Source organism: Mesorhizobium sp. M7A.F.Ca.US.006.01.1.1 (assembly GCF_003997935.1).
Classification (GTDB): domain Bacteria; phylum Pseudomonadota; class Alphaproteobacteria; order Rhizobiales; family Rhizobiaceae; genus Mesorhizobium.
Map to the genome: position 1 here is coordinate 24,239 of NZ_RZQL01000007.1, position 25,566 is coordinate 49,804.

The following is a 25,566-nucleotide window of genomic DNA, read 5'->3' on the forward strand; positions in this document are numbered from 1 at the left end:
AACTGCAGATCGGGTCATGCGCGCCTCTGCAGTTTCGGTGCGATTGCATGGAATGCAGTGATCACCGCATCGATGAATGGCGCATCGTTGATGTTGGATCGGACCCGCTGAACCACACGCAGTGAGGTCTGGCGCACGGTTTTCTCGATCGCCTCAAACAGCGCATTGTCGGCTTCCTGATCGTGGAATGGCTGGCCGGGTGCGTCGAGCATCGAGACGCCGCCTTCGGGCAGGAGAAAGCGCACAGGCCCGTTCATGGAATTCAGCCGCGCGCCGATCCATTCGCCAAACTGCCGGTTTTCGTCCCTGGTGGTGCGCATCAGGGTGACGTTGGGATTGTGGACGACGAACTTCCGGCTTTTGAATTTCTCCGGCACACTGTCGCGCGGACCGAAATTGACCATGTCCAGCGCGCCGGTGGATCCGACATAGGGCAAGCCCGTGCGTATCGCCGCACCGAAGCGATCATCGCTTGCCGGGAACACGCCGCCGACCACCATATCGGCTATTTCCGTCGTAGTCAGGTCGATGAAGGCTGACAGCATTCGGGAATCGGCGAGGTTCTCCATGGCCCGGCCACCAATGCCTGTCGCGTGGAAAACCAGGCAGTCATAATCCGCTTCCAAACGTTTGGTCACGGCCTGCACGGCGGGCGTGGTGACGCCAAACATGGTGATGCCGACAGCCGGACGTGCCAGCTTTCGCTTGGCCTCCCAGGCTTCGCCGGAAGGCAGCTGCGCGACCATACCCGCCATAGCGTGCGCAGCGTTGCCCAGGACGGCCTCGGTGATCGAGTTGAGGCCCTGAACATCTGCGACCGAGTGGAACATCATGATATCGGCGCCACCGACATATTTGCCGACGTCGCCGGCTGCGACGGTGGACACCATCAGTTTGGGGATGCCTACCGGCAGGACGCGCATGCCTGCGGTGGCCATAGTCGTTCCACCTGAGCCGCCGGCCGAAATCACCCCGCCGAGACGTGGCTCGCGTTCGATCCAGCGGGCGAAGGCCTCGGCCATTGCCGCGACCGAGCTGCCGCGCTCATTCGAAAACACCGCCGATGATCCTCGCGCATGCATGCCTGCGACCTGCATAGCGGGAACGTCCGCGCTCGACGGCCTTCCCGAGGTGGAGAGGTCGACTGTGCGAACGGGGATCCCCAGCGATTTCAGACGATCGGCCACGAACCGCAATTCCTTCGCCTTCGTATCGAACGTGCCGGCGACAAGAACGGTGCGGCCGATCCGTTCGGCGAGGGGGATGGCAAAGACCTTTTTCAGTTCGTCTTGAGGATTGTGTTTTTCGACAGCCGCTTGCCGCATGGCTGCAACCGGGACGTTCCATCGGTTTGGCAGCTCAGTGACCGGACGATAGATCCCATTCTGAACCACCGGCTCGGTGCGTGTGCCCAATCGGTCAATGCGGTAGACTTCCGCCAGTTGCTCTTGTGCTTCGGCGATTGCGGCTGGAGTAACACCAGGTTCATCGGAGTGGCGGCCAACGCCCAGCAGGCGTTGCTGCAAGTCGCGATCGGCGGCAAGCGCCGAGGCTTCCATGACCCGGTTGATGCGCCCGTTGACCATGATCGCGACGCGGTCCGACACGGCCGTTGCCACACCGATATTCTGTTCGATGACGAGGATCGCCATCTCGCCTTCTTCCGCCAGGCTGACGAGCATGCGCTCGACCTGTTCGACAATGACCGGCGCCAGCCCTTCGGTCGGCTCATCCATGACCAGCAGTTTGGGGTCGCTGAGCAGGGCACGCGAAATGGCCAGCATCTGCTGCTCGCCACCGGACAGTTGAGAGCCGCCATTGCTCTTGCGTTCCGCCAGGCGCGGAAAGGTCTGGTAGACACGCTCGACCGTCCAGTTGGCGTCGCGTTTCGACGACATCCGCAAATGCTCATCCACGGACAGGCTTGGCCAGACTCGCCTGCCCTGCGGGACGTAGCCGACGCCGAGGCGATGGATCTCGTGCGGTTCGAGCGAGGATATCTCTCTACCGTTGACCCGAATGGAACCGGATTGTGCGCGCTTCAGGCCAGTGATGGTGTTGCACAGTGTCGTCTTGCCCATGCCATTGCGGCCGACGACCGACAACACGCCGGTTTCCAAAGTCAGCGACACGCCCTGCAGCGCGTGACTTTGGCCATAGTAGACCTGAAGGTCCTCGATCTTGAGAACCGCTTTGCCTGAGGAAGCAGCGCGCTCAGCCATGCTTGCCTCCAAGGTAGATTTCCTGGACCTCAGGATCGGCCTCGATCTCCTGGGGCGTGCCTTCCTTGAACAGTCGGCCATTGTGCATCATCGAGACATATTCGGAGACACGAAGCGCCACGTCGAGATCATGCTCGATGATGACATAGCCGATGTGCTTGGGAAGGCCGTTGAGGATCGCTACCAGATCACGCCGCTCTGTCGGCGACAGACCCGCTGCGGGTTCGTCGAACAATATGAACCGGGGTGCGCCGGCGAGCGCCAGCGCAATTTCCAGCTGTCGCTGCTGGCCGTGGCTGAGTGTCGCCACCAACGCGTCGCGGTCGCTGTCCAAATGCACGGCGTGGAGGATCGACTCGGCCTGAACTCTGTTGACGTCATTCAACCGCGGCCGAAGCAATGAGAACCGGCGGCGCGACACTCCGCGGCACGCCAGGAAGATTGAATCGAGAACCGACAGCCCCTTGAACAGCTGCGAAATCTGGTAGGTCCGCCGCAAGCCACGCCTGATGCGTTCATGTGGGGGCAGATCGGTTATGTCTTCGCCGAAGAAACGGATGCGCCCGGCGGTCGGCAAGAAGTCGCCGGTCACCGCGTTGAAAAGCGTCGTCTTGCCGGCACCATTCGAGCCGAGGACCGCGCGCCGTTCACCGGCCGCGATCCTCATATTGATGCCGGAGAGCGCCACCAGAGCACCGAAGTGACGCGCGACGCCGTCCAGTTCCAGTGCGTAAGCACCAGTTCCTTGCAGACGGGAAGCCATGTCATTCTCGGCCACTGGTGCGCGCTCCTGCGTTCGACCGATTATGGGCAGCTCGGATTGTCGCGGCTCACTGCGCCCAGCGCCGTGAAGTCCGCTTCGGCAATGCCGAGTGTCTGGTTTACCTGCGGAACCACCTTGATCAGCTTGTTCAACAGCGTCCCGTCTGCGTTTTCAGTCACTTCCGTCAGGAAGATGTCGGCAATCGCATTGCGGTTCTTGTCGAGCGAAACCTTGCCCGTCGGCGTCTCAAAAGACAGCGACGAAAGGGTTTCGCGGAGCTTCGCACCACCATCGGACACATCGCCACCGACCTTGTCGAGGCCAAGCAGCGCGGCTTTCATGTTGATGTAGTAGGCATGGGCAAACAGCGACGGCGACGGGAATGCACCTGGCTGCTTTTTGTAAGCCTCGACAAACTTGGTCCAGGAAGGGGTGTCGTTCGTGTCAGCCGTCGGACCGGCCGAAGGCGTTCCAACGAGCACGTCACGCAGCTTGCCCTTGGCCGTGAGCACTGTCTGATCGACAGTGATCGAGCCACCGATCAGCGGGGCCGCACCGCCGGACTGTTGGTATTGAGTCAGGAAGTTCACGGCATCTGCACCGCCAAGTGCCACATAGATTGCGTCGACATTGTCGGGGATGGCAGCGATGACCGAGGAGAAATCCTTGTTGCCGATCGGCACCCAGGACTTCGACGGCACGTGTCCACCTGCCTTGCAGAATTCAGCCATGAAGCCGAACACCTGCGTGTAGGGAAACGAATAGTCCTCCGCGACGGTTGCTACGGTCTTGTAGCCCTTGTCCTTGAAGGCGTAAGTGCCGAGGCCTGCCATCCATTGCGCGCCATCGGTTCCAAAGCGGAAGAAGTTCGGGGCAGGATCCCTGAAGGTCGTGTCCTGGGCAGCAGAGGCGCCATTCAGGAACGTGACCGTCGGCTGGGTCTTGGCATAGTCCTTGACGGCCAGGCCTTCGTCGCCAGAAAGTGGGCCGATCAGAACCTTGACGCCATCCTGTTCGACCAGCTTGCGGGCCGCGCGCACCGCACTGTCGGGCGACGCGTCGGACGACCCCTTGACGATCTCGATCTTTTTGCCGGCCACGGTGCCGGCGACCTCTTCCACGGCAGTCATTGCGCCGCGCTCGCTGTCTTCGCCAAGCACCGTGAAGGGCCCTTCGAAGGTCGCAAGCAGACCGATCTTGATGGTGTCGTCGGCGGCGAGAGCCAAGGACGGAGCGGTCAGTCCGCTCGCCAGTGCCAAGGCCAGTAATGTGCGTCTGTGCATCCTCATTATTTCCTCCCTTGATTGACAGAGTTATGCAGTTCATTCCGCCCGGCCGTCACAGGCCGGGGCGCAAGGACTCCTGAGAAAAGTTGGGCTTGAACTTTGCCCACAACCCAAGAATTCCGTCTGGTGAAATGAAGACGATCACCAGGAAGACGAGGCCGATCAGCGTGTTGAAACGCTGCGCACCGACGAGATCGATCGCGAACGTCTGCATCAGGACGACGACGAGGGCGCCAAGAAAGGGTCCGATCGGATGCCGCAGGCCGCCAATGACAGCGATGATCAGAACATCGATTGCAGCGTCCACACCGATGGTGCCGGGCGAGACGCGGCCGTTGAACCAGACCAGGAGCACCCCGGCCAACCCACCTATGATGCCGGCCAGGAACCAGGCGAACACCTTGTGGGCGGTGACGTTGAAGCCCAGAGCGCGCATCCGGCGCGGATTGTCACGGATCGCCTGCAGGGTCAGCCCGAACGTTGACCTGGAGCCGTAGAGGATCGCGGCATAGGCGAGCACCGAGAACCCAAGGCACAGGTAATAGAACGCCTTCGGATCGCGCCAGTTCACGCCCCAGAAAGCTGGCGCGCGTATGCCGGCATAGCCCGAATGGCCATTGAAGATCGCGTAGTTCTGCTGCGCGAAGTAGAAGGTGGCGGTGGCAATCGCCAGCGTGATCATGATGGTGTAGATGCCTTCGGTGCGGACCGATATCCATCCGATCAGGGACGAGGCGATCGCCGCGATCAGGATCGCAACCGGGGCCGCAATCCACCAGGGCCAGCCAAAGCCAAGAAGGTGGCTGTTGTTGTCGCCGAAGATCGCGATGCAATAGGCAGCGATGCCGGCAACGGTGATCTGCGCCAGGCTGACCATGCCGCCATAGCCGGCGAGCATCATCAGCGAAAGCCCAAGCATGCCAAAGATCAAGGAGTAGCCGCCGATCTGCGTCAGGAAGAAATCCGACGCCACCAACGGATACAGAACCAGCGCGATGCCGAGGAGAATGTGGCCCGCGCCAATTTTGTCCAGCCAGTTTGGCTGGGTTGCGAGGGGCGTGGATTGGAGGCTCATGGTCATCGTGATTTGCCCATGATGCCTTGCGGCCGGATCGCAAGCGTCACGACCATGATGATGAAGGTCAGCACGACGCCGTAGGTCGGGAAGTAGACGAGACCGAGCTGCTCGGCCAGGCCAATGAGAAGCGCACCTATGGCTGCGCCTGATATCGAGCCCATGCCGCCAACGATGACGACGACGAGCGAGGCCAGCAGGTAACGAATGTCTTCGCCCGGCGCGACGGACAGCGCCGATCCACCGACGACTCCGGCAAAGCCGGCAAGTCCGGCGCCGACCGCAAAGACGATGGCAAAGACCGCATGCACGTTGACTCCAGACGCCGAGAGCATCGCGCGGTCGTCGACGCCGGCGCGGATCATCATGCCGACGCGGGTTTTGTTCAGCATCAGCCACAGGCCGATGCCAATGACGATAGCCGCGGCCAGGACAGCTATCCGATAAAATGGGTAGGTCAGAAAGACCGATGCGCCGTTGGATCGGACCGCCGTTATGACGGGCAAGGTCACTGCACCATCCAGCCATTCCGGCACGGCGATCTGGTACGTGCCGCCGGCCCAGACGGCCAGCATCAGGTCGGCCGCGACAATGGAAATGCCGATGCTGACCAGGGTCTGCCTGAGATCGTCACCTTCCAGGCGGCGGAAGACGACGACCTGCATGACGACACCGATCGCCGCCAGCACGATGAAGCCGGCCGCGACCCCCAGCAACCAGTAACCTGTGCGGTTCGCCACTTCGTAGCCGATATAGGCGCCGAGCAGATAGAGCGAGCCATGCGCCAGGTTGACGTTGCGCATGAGGCCGAAGATCAATGTGAAACCGCTGGCAACCAGAAAGTAGAGACCTGCCAGGGTGATGCCATTGAGGACGGCGCTGACGAAGGCTTTCTTCGATATCAGGATGGCGTTGAGCCAATCCGGCCAGGCGGCAAAAACCAGCCATGCGACGAGCGCGGCGACCAGAAGCCAGAAAAGGCCCCACGCCTGCCGGCGCGACACGCCGCCGCCCGAGATCCCGGACGAAGATGGCCGGTCCAGGATGCTCATGCAGTCAGCCGCCGGCGCTGTTCGTTGATGCGCGGCGCCTTATGGAATTTGCCGTCCTTCATGATGGCGAGGATGCGGTTCTTGTCCTGGAGAATCCGGACGTCTGATATCGGATCGCCGTCGATCAGCAGCAGGTCGGCGAGATAGCCTTCCTTGATCAGACCGAGCTCGTCGCCCATGCCCATGATCTGGCCGCCAAACTTGGTTCCGGCCTGGATCGCCTCCATCGGTGAGTAGCCAAGCATCTCGACGAACGTCTGGATGTCCTTGGCATTGGTGCCTTGCGGCGTCCACGCAAAACCATAGTCGCCGCCGATGCAGACGCGGATACCACGCCGATGCATCTTCTTCATCGTATCGATGCACATTTCGAGCTCGCGCTCATATTCGAGCGAAAGTGGCGAGCCCGGCTTGATGCCCCATTGCTCGGCATGGCGAGCAGTGTTGATGAGCCAGGCGATGCCGGGCGCAACGAAGTGCTTGTCCTTGGCTGCTTCAAGCATGTCGAGTGCCTCTTCGTCGGCGAAAGAGGCATGGTAGATGTTCTGGATGCCGTGCCTGATGCACTGCTTGACCGATCCGGATGAGCGCGCGTGCGCCGACAACACCTTGTTGCGGCAGCGTGCCTCCGAGGCCGCCATGGCGACCTCCTCCTCGGACATCGGTGTCTCTTCGGCGCCCATGCCGGTGATGCTTTCACCGGACAGGTTGAGCTTGATCGAGTCGACGCCGTATTTGATCAGCTGGCGCACGGTGCGGCGGATTTCTTCCGGCCCCGAGACGACGATGCCGAGGTTGAGACCTTCATGCGGGATATGAGACGGCGACGAATCTCCGAGGCCTCCCACCGTGGTGATCTCGGGTCCAGCTGCAAGGTAGCGCGGGCCAGGAAATCGACCCTGGTTGATGAACTTCTTGCATACGACATCCAGCCTGGGCTTGGCTGCCGCAGCACCTCGACCGGCTGTAAAGCCCGCGTCCAGCACGAGCTTGGCCATTTCCATGGTGACCAGCATATGCTCCTCGATCTCCATCATCTGGATCGGGTCGATGCCGGGCGCATTGTTCCAGGACAGGTGCAAGTGGGCATCGATCATGCCGGGCATCAGCGTCGCGCCCATGCCGTCGATGACCGTCGCACCGCCACCATATGACGGTGACGATGATGAGCCAAAACGTGACGAACCCTTGGTGATCTGCTTGATGCGGTTGCCCTGCACCAGCACTTCCCCGGTATAGGGATACTCACCGGTCGCGTCGAGCACACGCACATTGGTGAAGAGCGTGCCGCCCGAACTGTTTCCGTTCCAGCTGTCTTCTGCCATCTTATCCTCCCAAAACTTTCGAACGCGCAGTTTTACGCGCTGTTCAGGTCCTCACCTATCAACGCGTCGCAAAAAATCGGCGAGCTTCTGGCTGCTTTCGCGGGGGCACTCAATGGTAGCCCAGTGTCCGCACCGATCGAGCGACGAGATTACGGCTCCCTTGATCCCATCGGCAAGCGCCTGGCCGACGCTCATCGGATTGACCGTGTCGGCGTCGCCGGTAACCAACAGGGTAGGGGCCGCAATGCGCCTGGGGTCGGCCGCCACCGCCTTCGCCAGTGCCTCGCAAGTGCGCGCATAGGACTCCGGATCCTGACGCGTTATCGACTCGCGCACAAAGGCGACCGCCGCAGGTGACGTCTCTCTTGTATGCGCCGACAGCGCATTGGCGACGATCTGATCGGCAATGTCGGCAATGCCGCCGGACCTGGCCAGTTGGGCTCGCTTGGCGAGGCCCACCCGTGTCGCTTCGGCAGGTTCGGCCAAGGCGCCGAACAATGCCAGCGAGGCGACCAGCGCAGGATGTTTGGCAGCGATCTGCTGACAGACGATGGTGCCCATCGAATGGCCGATGAAATGAGCCCGCGTTACGCCCATGCCGTCCATGGCGCGGGCAACGGCCTCGCTCATCATTTCCATCGTCAATGGCTCGAACGGCCTTGGCGAGCGCCCCGAGCCAGGCAAATCGAGCCGGACCACACGATAGCTGGAAAGTGCGGCCATCTGGGGCTGGAACATGTTCGACGTTCCGCCAAGACCATGGATCATCACCACCGGCATCCCTTCGCCGGTGACCTCGGCAACGATCGGTCCGATCGTCACGGTCGTCATTGCGCACGCTCCGCGAAGCGGTTCTCCAGAGACCCAATGCCGTCGATCTCGACGCGCACGACGTCGCCGGCCTTCAGGTATCTCGGCGGATCAAACCCGATACCGACTCCCGCTGGTGTGCCCGTCGCAATGATATCGCCCGGGTTCAGTGTGATGCCTTGCGACAGTGTCGAGATGATCGTCGGGATATCGAAAATGAGCAGCGAAATCTTCGAGTTCTGGCGCAGGTCATCATTGACGAAACAGCGGATAGAAGCACTATCGAGGTCGAGTTCATCCTTGGTTATGGCCCAAGGCCCCATGGGGCAAAAAGTGTCCTGGGACTTGCCTATCAGCCACTGACTGTATTTGCCCTGCAAATCGCGGGCGGTGACGTCATTGACGATCGTGTAGCCCCAAACGTGATCGTAAGCGTTTTCTTTCGAGATTCCGCGCCCGCCCTTGCCGACGATGACGGCAAGCTCAGCCTCATAGTCGATGGCCGTCGATACAGAGGAGTCGATCAACACATTGGTGTTGGTCGGTATCACCGACTCTGGAACCTTGGTGAAGATAATCGGGTGCTTGGGGATGGTCCCTGCGGCCGCACTTGAGTCAAAACCGCTACGGGAGAATTCGTGGGCGTGCTCATGATAGTTCTTGCCGACACAGAAAATGTTGCGGGCCGGCAGCGGGATTGGCGCTTCGATCTCGACCTGGGCAAGCGGGACCGGCGAAAGCGTGCGCGGCATCCCGGCGCCATTGCGACGGATCAACGCCAGAAGACCTGTCTGCGCCTGTTCGACGGGCAGATCAAAAGGCGAAATGGTCTGCTTTTCGAGATCGATGATGCCGACGCGACGCTCTCCGGCGATCGCGAATGTCGCAATTTTCATGCCTCTCTCCCTGAACCTTTTGTGAGCCAATATGTGGCCTTTTAAGACACGATAGCCACGATTGGTTGGACTGGCAATGGGTGCCCTGCAAAATTTCCAGGTGATCTGGACAGAAAAGCGCATTTTTGGGTTCCGGACACTAGACCAATCGCATATAGCCTGATACCATTGGTCCACAATTGGATCAGATAGAAGCCGCTTATGCCTAAGCTCGTTGCGAACGATATTGCCACAATGCTCAAAAAGCGGATTTCGTCCGGTGAATGGCTTGAAGACGGCCGGATGCCGCCGGAGCGTGACTTGGCGGTCGAGTTTGGGGTGGCGCGCAACACCGTGCGGCGTGCAGTTGGGTTTCTCGAAGACGATGGGACAGTTGTCCGTCACGTCGGACGTGGGACGTTCCTAACGGCAAAAGATACCTCGTCGATTGCCTCGATGGTGGCCCGCATGGAAGGCACCAGCCCGGCCGATATGATGGAGATCAGGCAATTGCTGGAACCGGCTGCCGCGGCTTTTGCCGCGACCAATGCAAGTGCGGCCGAGCTGAATGCAGTGCGCGAAGCACATAAGACCGCCTGCGAGTCGCAAGACATGCCCACATTTGAGCATTGGGACGCGGAATTCCATCACCGCGTGTTCGCATGCTGCCGCAATGATTTTTTGAAGGAAATCCACAATCTCATGCGTGCGATCCGAAACCAGTCGCCCTGGTTCGAGATGAAGAAGCGGTCATTCTCCGAAGAGCGCCGCCTGGTGTATTGCGAGGAGCATCAGGCGCTTCTGGATGCATTGCTCCGTCGCGATCCGGATGGCGCCAAGACAGCGATGCTGGTCCATCTCGGAACCGTCGGGAAGAACCTTCTGGGACGTTGACTATCGGTGCCTGACTGCGCCAAATCCCCAGAGATCGGCCGCCTGCCTGATCCGGCATTTGCGAGGGCGAGGCGGGTACATGGGGTGGCGCGGCCCTCGTGCTGGCGGACCTCATCAGCGGTTCATTGCTTCAGAAAATGGCTGCCACAGGCAAATCAAGCCGAAGCGCATTCCCGGCAAGACACGATTCGTTAACCAAGATGCTGTTCATCGACATGACGTATTGTGGCATGGAGGCCCGCCTGCGCCGGTCAAGTCCATGCTTGTCAGGAAGAGGGCCGAAAGGCTCCTGATCTGGGCGGAACCTGAAACCGCCCGAAACAAAAGAACGTGCAAGGCATGAACGTGAGCGAAAACGTGCAAAACGCCCCCGGTGCTTCCCGTCTTTGGACACTGCCTGCCATCATCGCAGCGTTCCTTTGCCTGTGCGTTACGGGCGCGTTCGCGGAGACGCGTGCTTTGAAGATTCAACATCTCCATACGGGCGAGAAGGCTGAAATCGTCTTCAAGCGCAATGGGCGCTATGATCCGGCGGGATTGAAGAAGATCAATCTCATGCTGCGCGACTGGCGTCGCAACGAACCGACGAAGATGGATCCGCGCCTGCTCGATCTTGTCTGGCAGGCCTATCGCGCCAGCGGTTCGACCGCCTATATCCATGTGGTCAGTGCCTATCGGTCGCCGGCGACGAACGCCATGCTGCGCAGTCGCTCGAAGGGTGTGGCTCGGGAGAGCCAACACATGGTTGGCCGCGCGATGGACTTCTTCCTGCCGGATGTGCCGCTGAAGAAACTGCGCGACATCGGCCTCAAGATGCAGGGCGGCGGCGTAGGCTATTACCCGACCTCCGGCTCGCCTTTCATACATATGGATGTCGGCAATGTTCGGCATTGGCCTGGCATCAGCCGCCAGGAACTCGCAAGGGTATTCCCGAACGGCAATACGCTGCATGTGCCGAGCGACGGCAAACCGCTGCCCGGCTATGAGCAGGCGTTTGCCGCCTACAAATCTCGCAAGGGCGCCGGCACGCCCAATATCGAACTGGCAAGCTCCGACGCCAGCCAACGCAGGCCGCGCGGCCTGCTGGCGACGCTTTTGGGTGGGCGCGGCGCGGACGAGGCCGACGATGTCGTCGAAGCGGTGCCGGCGCCACGCAAGCCGGCCAAGTCCGTTGCACCCAGGCCTGCCGGCATTGCTATCGTGCCGCCGCAGGATGCCCAGCGCGCCGACGTCCAGATGGCTTCCGTCGATCGGGCCGAAGACTCGCCGATTGGAGCGGAGACGCCTGAAGCAATCGTCATGGCGATGGCGCCGGGCTCAGTGCCGCTGCCAGCCTTCGCCCCGCGCACCGGGCCAACGACCAGCATTCCGACCCCGCAAATCGCGCCACTTGCAACAGCCGACGCTTCCACGGCGCGGGCCGAACTGGCCAATCCAGCAGCAACCGGTGCTGAAATTCCCTCGGGCAAGTCGGAGGCCGGTCCCGCGAGCGGCGCGCCGGGCCTGGTGGCGCTCAACATCCCGTTGCCGATATGGCGACCGGAAAGCCTGACAAGCCCGACGCGCAAGCCTGAAGCAGACAAATCCGGCGATGCGGTCGCTGCCTTGCTGGCCTTGAACCACGCCGATGACGGCCTTGATGGGTTGGCCGGCCAGCGGGTCTCGGTTGCCCAGCCGAAGCCCGAAGATCGCGTCAGGACCAGCCCGAAGGCCGACCGTGTCCAGCCAAATCTCGATCCCGAAGCCACTGCGGTCATCGTGCCGACGGCGCTGTCCGGCCGGTTGATCGGGACAGGTCGCGGCATCGCCGGCGGAGCCAGCCCCGTGACGGCGCCCGTCATTGCCGCCAATCTCATCCGCACGGCGCCGGAGCACATCTATCTCGACGGATTCCAGCCGCGAGGACAGACCTCCGATCACCGACGCTTCACCGGTTCCGCGGTCAGGTTCTTGCCCATCGCCAGCTTCAAATAGACGCAAGCCCTCGTTCGACCCGACGTGGATGTGTTGCACGACGGATGGCTTGGCCGTCACGGGATTGCAAGCCATGCCGAACTCTCGGATGGCTCTGTAAGGAAATTTCCAAATTTGACAAACGTGTGCGAAATTGTAAGATAATTGTCTTTCCGTCGACGATAGGCGATGACAATGTCGATCCGCGAAGAACTGGCCAACACGACCGTGGCGTTCACCTCCGCGGAAGAGAAGATCGTCCAGGTCCTGCTCGCCGATTACCCGATGTCGGGGCTGGGCACCGCGACCCGGCTGGCACGGCGCGCTGGCGTCAGTGACCCGAGCGTGACGCGGCTGATGACCAAGCTTGGCTATGTCGGCTTTGCCGACTTCCAGGCACGCCTGCTCACCGAAGTCGAATCCAGACTGCATTCGCCGCTTTTGATGATGGAGGCCAAGCGTCCGGGCGGCTCCAGCGAAGGCACTGCACTTGCCTATTTCCATTCGGTTTCCGACAGCCTGGAGCGCACGCGCACGGCGGTGCCGGTGCAGGCTTATACGCGCGCCGTCAACATGCTGCTCGAGAGCAAGGGCCAGGTCGTCCTGCTGGGCGGCCGGTTCAGCCGGCATATCGCCTCCATGCTGGCCGGCTACCTCCTGCAGTTCCGCTCCGGCGTGCGCGACATCGGTTCGTTGAGCCCCGCCGATTTCGACCTGTTGATCGACCTTGGCAAGCGCGACCTCCTCGTCGTGTTCGACTACCGGCGCTACCAGTCGGACGTGGTGAGCTTTGCCCAGCAGGCCAAGGAGCGCGGCGTCTCCATCCTGCTGTTCACCGATGTCTGGCTGTCGCCGATATCAGAGGTCGCCGACCTGACCATGGTCGCGGCGATCGACGCCAACTCGCCATTCGACACGCTGGCGACGGCGGTTGCCCAGATGGAAACCGTGTTCGCCCACGCGCTGGAGGGCCATGGCGCCGGGGTGCGCAAGCGCATCGAGGACATCGAGAGGATCCGCAGCGCCAACGCGGTCACGCTCGATACCGCCCTGTCGTCATCGGCCGACGACGCCGCCAAGTCCAAAACCACAAGGAAATAGTGTCGTTGCGCCAAGTGCAGCGATGCAAAGCGCCCCGACGCAGAGAAGGAAGCGACAATGCCCGACAACCAGACCATCATCGATGCCGTGCAGGCTGAGATCGAGACCGATCGCGACTGGTTGATCGGCCTGACCCGCGACATGGTTCGCATCCCTTCGGTCAATCCCAAATTCGAGCCCAATCCGGCGATCAACCGCGAGGCGGATGTCCAGGCGCTGCTCGAGCCGATCCTCAAGCAGGACGGGTTCAGGACCGAGCAATGGGATGCCTTGCCCGGGCGGCCCAATCTGGTCGGCGAATGGGCGGGAGACGAGGATCGCAGCCTGATCCTGTGCGGCCATATCGACGTCGTGCCGGTCGGCGCGATGAAGGACTGGTCGGTCGACCCGTTCGGCGGCGAGATCGCCAATGGCCGGCTCTATGGCCGTGGCGCCGTCGACATGAAGGGCGGCGTCGCCGCTTGCATCGCCGCCGCGCGCGCGATCCGCAAGGCGGGCATCACGTTGCAGGGCCGGCTCGCCATTCACTCGGTCGTCGACGAGGAAGCCGGCGGCTTCGGCGCCATGGATGCGGTCAAGAAGGGCAAGCTGGCCAAGGCGGTGCTGGTCGCCGAACCGACCTGGGGCGATGTCCTGCCGGTCGAAGGCGGGCTCGAATGGGCGCGGGTGACGATCCGCGGGCGCAACGCCCATTCGGCGCTGCGCTACAACGAGATCTATCCGCAGCGCCACGACAAGGACCGGCTGGAGCCGGGCGTCAACGCGATCGAAATCGCCGCCCGTTTCATCGCCGCCGTGCGCCAGTATGAGCTGGACCGCACGCGGGCGAAATCCCATCCGCTGCTGCCGCTCGGCATGAACACCATCAACATCGGCGTCATGCATGGCGGCACCGGCCTTGGCGAACACGGCCTGCCGACTGTCATGACCAACCCGGCCATCATTCCCGATGTCGCCGTGCTCGACCTCGACATGAAATTCCTGCCGGATGAGAACTCGGCCGACTATCGCCGCGACTTCGAGGCTTTCGTCCATCATTTCGCGCAGACCGATGCATGGCTGCGTGACAATCCGCCTGCGATCCAGTGGGAACTCGGCGGCCTGTATTTCCCGCCGATGAACACGCCGGTCGATCATCCGCTGGTGACCTCGCTGATGAAGCGCAAGGCAATGGTCGGCAAGGCGCCGCAGGCGCGCGGCTTCGTCGCCGTCTGCGATGCCGCGCATTATGCCGGCGCCGGTGTCGACGGTGTTATCTTCGGCCCGTCGGGCGACGGTTTTCACGGTTCCGACGAATATGTCGAGGTCGAATCGGTGGTCGAGACCGCCAAGGTGATTGCGGCGTCCGTCATCGATTGGTGCGGCATCCGCTGAGGCGGAGCCGCTATTCCGAAACGGTCAGGCCGGGCGTTTCAGGCGTCCGGCGACGGCGCCCCATGAAGCCTTGATCATGCCGGCCAGTCCGCTCGGGTAGGCCAGCATCACGCCGATGATCAGCACCGCCGTGATCATCGGCCGCCACGCGCCGAAATCGGCCATCCATTCGGCGAAGATCGTCAGCACGAAAGAGGCGATGATGGCGCCGTAAATGGTGCTGGTGCCGCCAAGCAGCACCATCGACAGGATGATGGTCGCCAGACTCATGCCGAAGACGTCGATTGAGGCATTGCGCTGGTAGGCGGCATAGAAGGCGCCGGCGATGCCGGTGAAGAAGGCGCTCGCGGCAAGCGTCAGCATGCGCTGGCGCACGATCGAGACGCCGCGGCTGATGGCGTATTCCTCATTGTCGCGCAGCGCGACGATGCTGGCCCCGGCGCGTGAGCGCACGAACACGCGCAGGAACAGGGTGCTCGCCACCAGCAGCGCCAGCGCGATGTAGAAATAGGCTGACTTGCCGTCGCGGACCATGTTGTGGTCGAACACGTACAGCCCGGGAATGCGCACCAGCCCCTGCGTGCCGCCGGTGATGGCGGACTGGCTGATGATCACCTGCATGACCAGTTGCGCAAAGCCGAAAGTGACCAGGATGATGTAGATGCCTTTCAGCCGCAGGATCGGGATGGTCACCAGGATCGCTGCCAGCGTGGCGATGACACCGCTGGCAAACAGCGCAACCCATGGGTCGAATTCGGCCAGCTTGGTGAGCAGGCTGTAGGCATAGACGCCGATGCCGAACAGCGCCAGATGGCCGAAGTTGAAGACGCCGCCATAACCGAGGCTGAGGTCCCAGTTCGAGGCGACGATCGCATAGATGAAGGCCATGATCAGGATGTGGCGGGCATAGGTGTCGCCGAAGATCAGTGGCAGCAATGCCAGCAAGGCGAAGCCGAGCACGAAGCCGATGGCCTCCTGCTTCCACGGCGTGCGGCCTGGAGCGATCGGGGTTGCCGCCTCCGCGTGGCCAAGGGTGATCGGCGATGTCGTGTCGGTCATGCTAGGCCTCGGGAACGGCTGGCAAAGATGCCCTCGGGGCGCACCATCAGGGTCAGGATGAGCACGCCGAACAGCAGCGCCGGCGTCCAGTACAAGCCGAAATAATAGCTGCAGGCGGCTTCGAAGAAGCCGATCAGATAGGCGGCGAAGATCGGGCCGGATATGCTCGATATACCGCCGAAGACGACGACGATCAGCGCCTTCAGCAGCGGATCGCTGCCCATCACCGGCGACATGAAACGGTAGCCGCCCATGAAGATGCCGGCGAGACCGGCGAGCGAGGCGGCAATGGCGAAGGCCAGCCCATAGAGCGCGGTGACGTTCAGCCCGACAAGATGGCTGGCATCTTCATTCTGCGCCACGGCGCGCAGCGCAAGCCCGAGCCGCGTGCGGTTGAGGAACATCCAAAGTGCGGCCAGGATCAGCGGCGTGATGACGATGATGGCGATCTGGTGCAGGGAGACGCCGACGCCGCCGATGGTGGTGTTGCCGGCGATCAGCGCCGGGATCTGTTTCGAGCGCGGTCCCCAGATGGTCAGCGCGCCGTTCTCGATCAGCGACCCGGCTGCCAGCGTGGTGATGACGACGACCAGCACGATGTTGGGCCGGCCGATCAGCGGCCGCACGACGCTGGCCTGCAGGATCCAGCCGACGCCGGCCATGACGACGACGGCGATCGGAAAGGCAACCGCCGCCGGCAGGCCGAGTTCGACCAGCTGCCAGGCGATGTAGGCGCCCAGCATCATGAACACGCCATGGCTGAAATTGAACACGCCGATCGTCGTCCAGACGAGTGCCAGGCCGACCGCCATCATGGCGTAGAGCGAGCCCTGGAATAGGCCGCCGAACAGGATTTCCGCCAATGCGCTCATCTTCGGATTTTCCTAATGGCCAAAATACATCGACATGATCTCGCCGTGGTCGAGGCTTTCGCCCGGCTTGATCTCGGTCGCCACGGCGCCATGGTTGACGAGGTAGAGTTGCTGTGTCAGCTCCAGCAGGAATTCGATGTCCTGCTCGACGACGATGAGCGGCACGCCGCCGCGCGAAATGTCCATGACGGAGGCGCAGAGCTCGTCCTTGATCTTGGGCGCCAGCCCCAGCGTCGGCTCGTCCAGGATCAGCAGGCGCGGATGGCTCATCAACGCCGTGCCGATCGACACCATCTGGCGCTCGCCGCCCGACAATGTGCGCACGCGCTGGCGCCAGCGTTCCGCCAGTTTCGGAAACAGCTTGATCACCTTCTCGCGGTTCTCCGCCTCATGCGGCCGGGCCCGCGGCGAATAGGCGCCGAGCGCCATGCAGTCGGCGATCGAGAGATCGGGAAACAGCCGGTTGCCTTGCGGCACATGGATCAGGCCGGCGCCGACGATGGCGCGTGCGCTGTGGCCGGCAATGTCCTGCCCGTCGAACAGGATGCGGCCGCTCTTCGGCTGCAGCAGCCCGGAGACTGCGCGCAGCAGCGTCGTCTTGCCATGGCCGTTGGGGCCGAACAGGCCGACATTGCCGAAGCGGCCGGCCTCCATCGAGATATCGTGCAGCACGGTGACGCGGCCATAGCCGGCGGTGACGCCTTCGACGCTGAGAATGGGGTTCACGCCGCCGACCTCCTCGTGCCGAGATAGGCCTCGATGACGCGCGGATCGGCGATGACGGCTGCCGGATCGCCGGCGGCCAGGACGCGGCCATTGTTGAGCACCAGGAGATGCTGCGAAAGGCTCATCAGGAAGGTCAGCACGTGCTCGATCAACAGGATGGTGATGCCGCGTTCGGCGGTGCGGCGGATCAGGCCGATCGACGTCTCGATCTCGGGCTTGGTCAGGCTCGATGCCGGCTCGTCGAGCAAGAGCATGCGCGGCTGCATGGCGATCGCGGTGGCAAGCATCAGGCACTTGCGCTCGAACACGGACAATTCGCCGGCGAGCCGGCCGAACGACTGGGATCCCAGGCCGACGAACTCCAGCGCCTCGGCGGCCACATTGCGGGCCATAGCCGCCGTCTTTTCCTGCTTGCCGTAGCTGGCGCCGATCAGCGCGTTCTCGAACACGGTCAGCCCGTCGAAGCTGGTCTCGCGCTGAAACGTACGGGCAAGGCCGAGGCGCGCGATGGCGTGTCCCGATTTGCCGTTGATGGCATTTCCGTCAAACCGGATGTTGCCCCGGTCCGGGCCGAACGGGATGCCGGTGATGATGTTGAACAGCGTGCTCTTACCGCTGCCGTTCGGGCCGGCGAGATCTCGCCGGCCTCGACCTTGAACGACACGCCGTCGACGGCCTTTAGCGAACCGAAGGCCTTCGACACGTCGTCCAGTTCAAGCAGGGCCATTCCCTATTGCATCCAGGGCTGCAGCTTGAAGGCGCCTGTGGCGTATTTCTCCGGCGAAATCAGCGCGCGCTTGCCGTCCCAGATCTGGAAGAAGGTGATCGGGATATAGTCGTCGCCCTGCGTGGCAAGGTGGGTGGCGGGATCGAATTTCAGCCGCCCTTCCGCGACCTGCTTGTCGGTCTCCGACAGCGCCTTCATGATCGCCGCATGGTCGGATGCGCCGCCGACCTTCTTGACCGCGTCGAAATAGACATTGGTCATTTCGTAGAGGCCGACGCCGTAGGTGCCGCTCTCGACGCCGTATTTTGCCTTGAACTTGGCCGCCACCTCATCGGCGCGCGGGTTCTTCGGCGTGGTCAGCGCGCCGCCGAGCAGGTTGTAGATGACACCATCCGACTTCTTGCCGGTCAGCTCGACGAATTCCGGAACGCTCGGTGCGTATTGCAGGAAGACGAGGCTCTTGGTCGGCTGCTCGAGGAACTGGTTCAGGAACGACGCCGAATTGCCGGGCAGATAGTCGGTGTTGATGACGACATCGGGAACGTTCTCGCGCACCTTGGCGAGGATCGAGCGCCAGTCGGTCACTTCGCCGAAGGGCACGATCTCGTCGACGGTGATGGTCCAGCCCTTCTCCTTGAAGGTCTTCTTCATGCCTTCGGAGATGGTCTTCGAATAGGCGTTGTCGGACGAGATGATGGCGACCTTCTTGGCCGGCAGAGTGATCTTGCCATCCGCCGCGAGCTTCTCGACGAACAGGGTTACGTCGGTGTTGTAGGCGTCGAAGGAAGGCGTCAGCGACCAGCAGCACATATATTTGTCGGGGCTCGGCGCGATGATGTCCCTGGTCTGCTGCGAGGTGGCCGCCAGCATGTAGGGCATTTCCGCCTCGGCCATGTTGTCGATCTCGAAATTGGTCAGGCTGGCATAGCCGGTCAGCATGAAGTGCACGCCCGGATCGCCAAGCAGGCGCTCGACGGCGCTGGTGACGTTGCCAGCGGACTGATCCTTGACGTCGCCGACCACCAGTTCGAACGTATCCCCGGCAACGCCGCCGGCTGCGTTGGCCTCGTCGATGGCCATCTGCACGCCGCGCTGGAATTCCTGGCCGTCCGCCGCGGCAGGGCCGGTGAGCGGCGCAAGCAGGCCGATCTTGACGACATCGGCAAAGGCGGGGGCGGCTGATGCGGCAAACATGCCGATCAGCGTCGTGCTCATCAGCATATGGCGGATTCGACTTGCGGCGGATTTGGGCTTCATCGTGCTGTTCCCTGTTTTCCTCCCGTTCATCGGGAGTTGGATAATTGACAATCTACGCATAATTGTTCTTATTTGAAAAGGATTTTTCAACGCAACCTGGCCGGGAAGATGGTTCCCGCAAAGGTATGGAAGCCGTGGCGTTTTGCTGCGCAACTGCATTAAAACAGGCAATTCCCGACGGAGCGGACAATGACGATCTCGCAGAAGACCCTTGAAACCAGCCACGGCAAGATCGCTGTTCGCCAGACCAGCGGCCAGGGCACCGCTGTCCTGCTGATCCACGGCAATTCATCTTCCAGTGCCGTTTTCCGCAACCAGTTGGACGGCCCGTTGGGCGAGCGCTACCACCTCATCGCTCCCGACCTGCCCGGGCATGGAGCATCCGGCGATGCGATCGATCCAGAGCGTTCCTACAGCATGGAAGGCTATGCCGATGCTATGACCGAAGTGCTTGGGCTGCTTGGCATCGACAGGGCCATCGTCTTCGGCTGGTCGCTCGGCGGCCATATCGGGCTTGAGATGATCGACCGCTTTCCCGGCCTGCTTGGCTTGATGATCACCGGCACGCCGCCCGTCTCGCCCGAGGAGGTCGGCAACGGATTCAAGCCGAGCCCGCATATGCACCTCGCCGGGCAGGAAACCTTCACCGGCGCCGATGTCGAGGCCTATGCACGCAGCACTTGCGGCGAGCCGTTCGAGCCGTTTCTCATCGACACGGTGGCGCGCACCGATGGACGGGCGCGGCGCCTGATGTTCGAAAAGTTCGCGGCCGGCACCGGCCGGAACCAGCGCGAAATCGTGGCCGGCAAGACGCGGCCGATCGCCGTTCTGAACGGCATCGACGAGCCATTCGTCAACACCGATTTCGTCTCCGCTGTGAAATTCTCCAATCTATGGGAAGGCAAGGCCCATCTGCTCGACAAATCCGGCCACGCGCCGTTCTGGGATTCGCCGGATCGCTTCAATCCGGTCTTCGCCCGCTTCCTAGCAAGCGTCGACAGAGCGTAGGTCCGTCGGAAAACCGGCGCCACGGACCCGCTTTCGCGGTAGGTAGTGACAATCACGCGCATCTATCGTATATTGACATAAAGATATCCTTATGTGACATGAACAGACTTGTCGCCAAAGGGATAAGAAATGTCGCAGAATTCTGCCTCGCTGGACGCATTGTTCGGCCCCGTCGCGGCAAAGCCGGACGGGTCGGAGGTGCTTGCGGCGCTCACTGCGGCAGCACGCGAGCGCATTCTCATCCTCGATGGCGCCATGGGCACACAGATCCAGGGCCTCGGCTTTGACGAGGACCAGTTTCGCGGCGAGGCCTTCGCCGGCTGCGTCTGCCATCAGCAAGGCAACAACGATCTTCTGATCCTAACGCAGCCCGGGGCGATCGAGGAGATCCACTATCAATACGCCATCGCGGGCGCCGACATCCTCGAAACCAACACTTTCTCCTCGACCTCGATCGCACAGGCCGACTACGGCATGGAAGATGCCGTCTACGCGCTGAACCGCGATGGCGCGCGGCTGGTACGCCGCGCTGCTGTTCGTGCCGAGCAGCAGGACGGTAAGCGCCGCTTTGTCGCCGGCGCACTCGGGCCGACCAACCGCACCGCCTCGATGTCGCCCGACGTCAACAATCCCGGCTATCGCGCCGTGACCTTCGACGATCTGCGCCTCGCCTATGGCGAGCAGCTGCGCGGGTTGATCGATGGCGGCGCCGACATCATCCTGATCGAGACCATCTTCGACACGCTGAACGCCAAGGCGGCGATCTTCGCAGCGGAAGAGATCTTCATCGAGAAGGGCGTGCATCTGCCGGTGATGATTTCGGGCACGATCACCGATCTCTCCGGCCGCACGCTATCGGGCCAGACGCCGACGGCCTTCTGGCATTCGGTGCGCCACGCCAGCCCCTTCACGATAGGTCTCAACTGCGCGCTCGGCGCCAATGCCATGCGCGCGCATCTGGCCGAAATATCGGGCGTCGCCAACACCTTCACCTGCGCCTATCCGAATGCCGGCCTGCCCAATGAATTCGGCCGGTATGACGAGAGCCCGGACTTCATGGCCGCGCAGATCGAGGATTTTGCCCACGAGGGACTGGTCAATGTCGTCGGTGGCTGCTGCGGCTCGACGCCGGACCACATCCGCGCCATCGCCGAGGCGGTGCGGAAGTATCCGCCGCGCGCCATTCCGGACATCGCGCCGAAGATGCGCCTGTCCGGGCTGGAGCCGTTCACGCTCACCGACGAGATTCCGTTCGTCAATGTCGGCGAGCGCACCAATGTCACGGGATCGGCCAAGTTCCGAAAACTGATCACGGCGGGCGACTATGTCGCCGCACTCGACGTGGCGCGCGACCAAGTCGCCAATGGCGCCCAGATCATCGACATCAACATGGATGAGGGGCTGATCGATTCGAAGAAGGCGATGGTCGAATATCTCAACCTGATCGCCGCCGAGCCGGACATCGCCCGTGTCCCTGTCATGGTCGACAGTTCGAAGTGGGAGATCATCGAGGCCGGCCTGAAATGCGTGCAGGGCAAGCCGCTGGTCAACTCCATCTCGATGAAGGAAGGCGAGGCGGCGTTCTTGCATCATGCCAGGCTGGTGCGCGCCTATGGCGCCGCCGTGGTCGTCATGGCCTTCGACGAAGACGGCCAGGCCGACACCAAGGCGCGCAAGGTCGAGATCTGCACCCGCGCCTACAAGCTCCTGACCGAACAGGCCGGCTTCCCACCCGAGGATATCGTCTTCGACCCCAATGTCTTCGCGGTCGCCACCGGCATCGAGGAGCACGACAATTACGGCGTCGAGTTCATCGGGGCGACGGGCGAGATCACCGCGACGCTGCCGCATGTCCATATTTCCGGTGGCGTGTCGAACCTGTCCTTCTCGTTCCGTGGCAACGAGCCGGTGCGCGAGGCCATGCATGCCGTGTTCCTCTACCATGCCATCCAGCGCGGCATGGACATGGGCATCGTCAATGCCGGTCAGCTCGCCGTCTACGACATGATCGAGCCGGCGCTGCGCGAGGCCTGCGAGGATGTCGTGCTCAACCGTGTGCCCAAGGCCGGCGGCACCGCGACGGAGCGCATGCTGGAGATCGCCGAACGCTTCAAGGGCACGGCGGGCCAGGAAGCCAAGGAGCGCGATCTTGCCTGGCGCGAATGGACCGTCGAACAGCGGATCAGCCATGCGCTGGTCAACGGCATCACCGAATTCATCGACGCCGACACCGAGGAAGCGCGGCTGGCTGCCGAGCGCCCGCTGCATGTCATCGAAGGTCCGCTGATGGCCGGCATGAACGTCGTCGGCGACCTGTTCGGCGCGGGCAAGATGTTCCTGCCGCAGGTGGTGAAGTCGGCGCGCGTGATGAAACAGGCGGTGGCCGGCTTGCTGCCGCATATGGAGGCCGAGAAGCTGGCCAATGCCGCCAACGGCATCGACAATGGCGAACGCCAGACGGCTGGAAAAATCCTGATGGCGACGGTGAAGGGCGATGTCCACGACATCGGCAAGAACATCGTCGGCGTCGTGCTGGCCTGCAACAATTACGAGATCATCGATCTCGGCGTCATGGTGCCGGCGGCAAAGATCCTGCAGACGGCGCGCGAGAGACAAGTCGACATCATCGGCCTGTCCGGCCTGATCACGCCGTCGCTGGACGAGATGGTGCACATGGCCGCCGAAATGGAGCGTGAAGGCTTCGACATTCCGCTGCTGATCGGTGGCGCGACGACCAGCCGCGTGCACACGGCGGTGAAAATCCACCCGCGCTACACCAAGGGCCAGACGGTCTATGTCACAGACGCCAGCAGGGCGGTGGGCGTCGTGTCTTCCTTGCTGTCGAACGAGACCAAGGGCGGCTATGTCGACACGGTGCGCGCCGAATACAAGAAGGTCGCCGACGCGCATACCCGCTCCGAAGCCGACAAGCAGCGGCTGCCGCTGGCCAAGGCGAGGGCCAATGCACATCGGATAGACTGGTCGGCTTATGAGCCGCCGAAGCCGTCCTTCACCGGCGTGAAGGTGTTCGAGAATTGGGACCTGACCGAGCTTGCCCGCTACATCGACTGGACGCCGTTCTTCCAGACCTGGGAGCTGAAGGGCCGCTATCCAAAAATCCTCGAAGACGAGGCGCAAGGCGCCGCCGCCCGCCAACTCTTCGAGGATGCGCAAGCGATGTTGAAGAAGATCATCGCCGAGAAATGGTTCGCTCCGCGCGGCGTCATCGGTTTCTGGCCGGCCAATGCCGTCGGCGACGACATCAAACTGTTCACGAACGAGAAGCGGTCACAGGAACTGGCGACCTTCTTCACCCTGCGCCAGCAACTGACCAAGCGTGACAGCAAATCCAATGTCGCCCTGTCGGATTTCGTCGCGCCGGCGGATAGCGGCAAGCCCGACTATATCGGCGGCTTCATCGTCACCGCCGGCATCGAGGAGGTGGCGATCGCCGAGCGCTTCGCGCGCGCCAATGACGACTATTCCTCGATCATGGTCAAGGCGCTGGCCGACCGCTTCGCCGAAGCCTTTGCCGAGCGCATGCATGAAAAGGTGCGCAAGGAGTTCTGGGGCTATGCGCCAGACGAGGCGCTGGCGCCCGACGAGCTGATCGGCGAACCCTATCGCGGCATCCGCCCGGCGCCCGGCTATCCGGCGCAGCCCGACCATACGGAGAAGGCGACTTTGTTCCGGCTGCTCGACGGCGAAGGCAATGCCGGTGTGAGCCTGACGGAAAGCTACGCGATGTGGCCGGGTTCGTCCGTGTCCGGCATCTATCTGTCGCATCCCGAAAGCTACTATTTCGGCGTCGCCAAGGTCGAACGCGACCAGGTCGAGGATTATGCGCGCCGCAAGGCGATGCCGCTCGCGGAAGTGGAGCGCTGGCTTGGCCCCATCCTCAACTACGTGCCGGCGCACTATGCCGAGGCGGCTGAATAGCTGATGCCGGCACGCCTGATGGAAGCGACAGGCGAATGCCAATCGCTTCTCCATTGTCATCCTGGCCCGCTTCGATTCCGGTGGGCTATTGCATGGCGGACGGGTTCATCCACAGCAGCTCCCAGACGTTGCCGTCCGGATCTTCGATGTGACGGTTGAACATGAAACCGAGATCCTGCACCGGGTTGGGATCAGCACGACCGCCTGCCGCCACGCCCTTCTCGATTACGGCATTGACCTCCTCCTTGCTGTCGGTGGTGAGCGCGATCAGCATCTGGCTGTCGCGCTTGGGGTCGCCGATCTGCCGCGCTGTGAACTGGCTGTAATGCTGGTGCGTAAGCAACATGACCCCAATGGAGTCTGAGAACATGATCGAGCTGGCTTGGTCGCTCGAGAACTGCGGGTTCAGCGTGCCCCCGATCGCGAGATAGAACTTGGTCGCCACCTGCAGATCGCGTACCGGTAGATTGAGGAAGATCATTTTGGTCATCGGTCTAAGCCTTGCTGCCGTTGATGGGTACTAGTCAGTCTAGTACTGTAGCCATGGCTACCATGCGGGAACGGTACCGTCTAGTACTGGTTGAGAGGTGCTATGAAAATTGATGGTGAGACCAGGGCGGCTCGCAAGGATCGTGAAATCATCGAAGCGGCCACAGCCGCGTTCATCGCTAAGGGTTATGATGGAACCAGCATGGAAGAGATCGCCACCAAGGCGGGGGCTTCCAAGCAGACCGTCTACAAGCATTTCAGGGACAAGGAGACGCTTTTCTGCGAAGTCGTCGAGTCCACCGCGAGCCAGACCAACGATGTTGTCGAGTCCGTGACGATGCTGCTTTCCGAGGCGCAATTCATGGAGGGCGGTTTGCAGCAGCTTGCCCGACGCATGACAACGACGCTGATGGACGACGATTTGCTGAAGCTGCGGCGTCTGATTATCGCCAACGCGGATCGAATGCCGCAGCTTGGCCGCAGCTGGTATGAAAAAGGTTTTGAGCGCATGCTTGCCTCGGTGGCATCATGCTTTCAGAAGCTTACCAGTCGAGGCCTGTTGCAGACCGGCGATCCCCGTTTGGCAGCCAGCCATCTCTTTGGAATGCTTCTCTGGATCCCTATGAACGAAGCCATGTTCACCGGAAGCAACCCGCGCTCGAAGGCTGACCTTGAGCGGCACGCCGATGCTTCGGTCGAAGCGTTCCTTGCCGCCTATGGGGCGCGGTTGAAATAGTCTCATTCCTCTCCGCCAGCGAT

General features: G+C 62.1%; 21 protein-coding genes. 7 read left to right on the plus strand and 14 right to left on the minus strand.

The window, feature by feature from the left end:
• Positions 1 to 14: 14 nt before the first annotated feature.
• The 8 genes from EN943_RS02615 to EN943_RS02650 are packed head-to-tail and all read right to left on the minus strand — an operon-like array spanning position 15 to position 9,552.
• The gene (locus EN943_RS02615) at positions 15 to 2,222 is read right to left on the minus strand and encodes an ABC transporter permease (protein WP_127411378.1); all 2,208 of its coding nucleotides are present in this window, start codon (positions 2,220 to 2,222) and stop codon (positions 15 to 17) included.
• Entirely contained in the window at positions 2,215 to 2,985 is a 771-nt protein-coding gene (locus EN943_RS02620; RefSeq protein WP_127411406.1) for an ABC transporter ATP-binding protein, read from the minus strand. The genes EN943_RS02615 and EN943_RS02620 overlap by 8 nt, the downstream gene beginning before the upstream one ends.
• A 41-nt stretch (positions 2,986 to 3,026) precedes the next feature.
• Positions 3,027 to 4,268, minus strand: a complete 1,242-nt coding sequence (locus EN943_RS02625; protein WP_206522727.1) for an ABC transporter substrate-binding protein — start codon at positions 4,266 to 4,268, stop codon at positions 3,027 to 3,029.
• Positions 4,269 to 4,323: 55 nt separating this feature from the next.
• Positions 4,324 to 5,352, minus strand: coding sequence for a branched-chain amino acid ABC transporter permease (locus EN943_RS02630; RefSeq protein ID WP_127411380.1), 1,029 nt, complete (start codon positions 5,350 to 5,352; stop codon positions 4,324 to 4,326).
• Positions 5,349 to 6,398, minus strand: a complete 1,050-nt coding sequence (locus EN943_RS02635) for a branched-chain amino acid ABC transporter permease (protein ID WP_127411381.1) — start codon at positions 6,396 to 6,398, stop codon at positions 5,349 to 5,351. Before EN943_RS02635 ends, EN943_RS02630 begins: the two co-directional genes overlap by 4 nt.
• Positions 6,395 to 7,723 (minus strand): amidohydrolase family protein, encoded by a 1,329-nt coding sequence (locus EN943_RS02640; protein ID WP_127318646.1) that lies wholly within the window; start codon positions 7,721 to 7,723, stop codon positions 6,395 to 6,397. The genes EN943_RS02635 and EN943_RS02640 overlap by 4 nt, the downstream gene beginning before the upstream one ends.
• 51 nt (positions 7,724 to 7,774) lie before the next feature.
• A complete protein-coding gene (locus EN943_RS02645) occupies positions 7,775 to 8,554 on the minus strand; it encodes an alpha/beta fold hydrolase (RefSeq protein WP_127411382.1) in 780 nt (259 codons plus the stop codon).
• Complete coding sequence (locus tag EN943_RS02650; RefSeq protein ID WP_245475567.1) at positions 8,551 to 9,552, minus strand: fumarylacetoacetate hydrolase family protein; 1,002 nt, start codon at positions 9,550 to 9,552, stop codon at positions 8,551 to 8,553. Before EN943_RS02650 ends, EN943_RS02645 begins: the two co-directional genes overlap by 4 nt.
• 78 nt (positions 9,553 to 9,630) lie before the next feature.
• Here EN943_RS02650 and EN943_RS02655 point away from each other — a divergent pair, with 78 nt between their 5' ends.
• The 4 genes from EN943_RS02655 to EN943_RS02670 all read left to right on the plus strand — a co-directional run bounded on the left by EN943_RS02655 (position 9,631) and on the right by EN943_RS02670 (position 14,730).
• Complete coding sequence (locus EN943_RS02655; protein WP_127411383.1) at positions 9,631 to 10,302, plus strand: FCD domain-containing protein; 672 nt, start codon at positions 9,631 to 9,633, stop codon at positions 10,300 to 10,302.
• A 459-nt stretch (positions 10,303 to 10,761) separates the two neighbouring features.
• Complete coding sequence (locus tag EN943_RS02660) at positions 10,762 to 12,276, plus strand: DUF882 domain-containing protein (RefSeq protein ID WP_245475568.1); 1,515 nt, start codon at positions 10,762 to 10,764, stop codon at positions 12,274 to 12,276.
• 174 nt (positions 12,277 to 12,450) lie between these two features.
• Positions 12,451 to 13,356 (plus strand): MurR/RpiR family transcriptional regulator, encoded by a 906-nt coding sequence (locus tag EN943_RS02665; protein ID WP_127411385.1) that lies wholly within the window; start codon positions 12,451 to 12,453, stop codon positions 13,354 to 13,356.
• 57 nt (positions 13,357 to 13,413) lie between these two features.
• Positions 13,414 to 14,730, plus strand: coding sequence for an ArgE/DapE family deacylase (locus tag EN943_RS02670; RefSeq protein ID WP_127411386.1), 1,317 nt, complete (start codon positions 13,414 to 13,416; stop codon positions 14,728 to 14,730).
• A 24-nt stretch (positions 14,731 to 14,754) separates the two neighbouring features.
• On the opposite strand, the gene EN943_RS02675 is transcribed toward EN943_RS02670, so the two are convergent.
• The 5 genes from EN943_RS02675 to EN943_RS02695 all read right to left on the minus strand — a co-directional run bounded on the left by EN943_RS02675 (position 14,755) and on the right by EN943_RS02695 (position 19,371).
• Entirely contained in the window at positions 14,755 to 15,789 is a 1,035-nt protein-coding gene (locus EN943_RS02675; RefSeq protein WP_127411387.1) for a branched-chain amino acid ABC transporter permease, read from the minus strand.
• Positions 15,786 to 16,661, minus strand: coding sequence for a branched-chain amino acid ABC transporter permease (locus EN943_RS02680; RefSeq protein WP_126067682.1), 876 nt, complete (start codon positions 16,659 to 16,661; stop codon positions 15,786 to 15,788). Before EN943_RS02680 ends, EN943_RS02675 begins: the two co-directional genes overlap by 4 nt.
• 12 nt (positions 16,662 to 16,673) lie before the next feature.
• Positions 16,674 to 17,387, minus strand: a complete 714-nt coding sequence (locus EN943_RS02685) for an ABC transporter ATP-binding protein (protein ID WP_127411388.1) — start codon at positions 17,385 to 17,387, stop codon at positions 16,674 to 16,676.
• Complete coding sequence (locus EN943_RS02690) at positions 17,384 to 17,989, minus strand: ATP-binding cassette domain-containing protein (protein WP_348630096.1); 606 nt, start codon at positions 17,987 to 17,989, stop codon at positions 17,384 to 17,386. Before EN943_RS02690 ends, EN943_RS02685 begins: the two co-directional genes overlap by 4 nt.
• Positions 17,990 to 18,117: 128 nt before the next feature.
• On the minus strand, positions 18,118 to 19,371 hold the full coding sequence (locus tag EN943_RS02695) for an ABC transporter substrate-binding protein (protein WP_127411389.1): 1,254 nt from the start codon (positions 19,369 to 19,371) through the stop codon (positions 18,118 to 18,120).
• 189 nt (positions 19,372 to 19,560) lie between these two features.
• Here EN943_RS02695 and EN943_RS02700 point away from each other — a divergent pair, with 189 nt between their 5' ends.
• Both EN943_RS02700 and metH read left to right on the plus strand, forming a co-directional pair.
• Positions 19,561 to 20,379, plus strand: coding sequence for an alpha/beta hydrolase (locus tag EN943_RS02700; protein ID WP_127411390.1), 819 nt, complete (start codon positions 19,561 to 19,563; stop codon positions 20,377 to 20,379).
• Positions 20,380 to 20,508: 129 nt separating this feature from the next.
• Positions 20,509 to 24,318 (plus strand): methionine synthase, encoded by a 3,810-nt coding sequence (metH, locus tag EN943_RS02705; protein ID WP_127411391.1) that lies wholly within the window; start codon positions 20,509 to 20,511, stop codon positions 24,316 to 24,318.
• Between the two features lie 85 nt (positions 24,319 to 24,403).
• On the opposite strand, the gene EN943_RS02710 is transcribed toward metH, so the two are convergent.
• Entirely contained in the window at positions 24,404 to 24,808 is a 405-nt protein-coding gene (locus tag EN943_RS02710; protein WP_127411392.1) for a VOC family protein, read from the minus strand.
• Positions 24,809 to 24,910: 102 nt separating this feature from the next.
• On the opposite strand from EN943_RS02710, the gene EN943_RS02715 reads away from it, so the two are divergent.
• A complete protein-coding gene (locus EN943_RS02715) occupies positions 24,911 to 25,543 on the plus strand; it encodes a TetR/AcrR family transcriptional regulator (RefSeq protein ID WP_127411393.1) in 633 nt (210 codons plus the stop codon).
• The last annotated feature ends 23 nt before the right edge of the window (positions 25,544 to 25,566 follow it).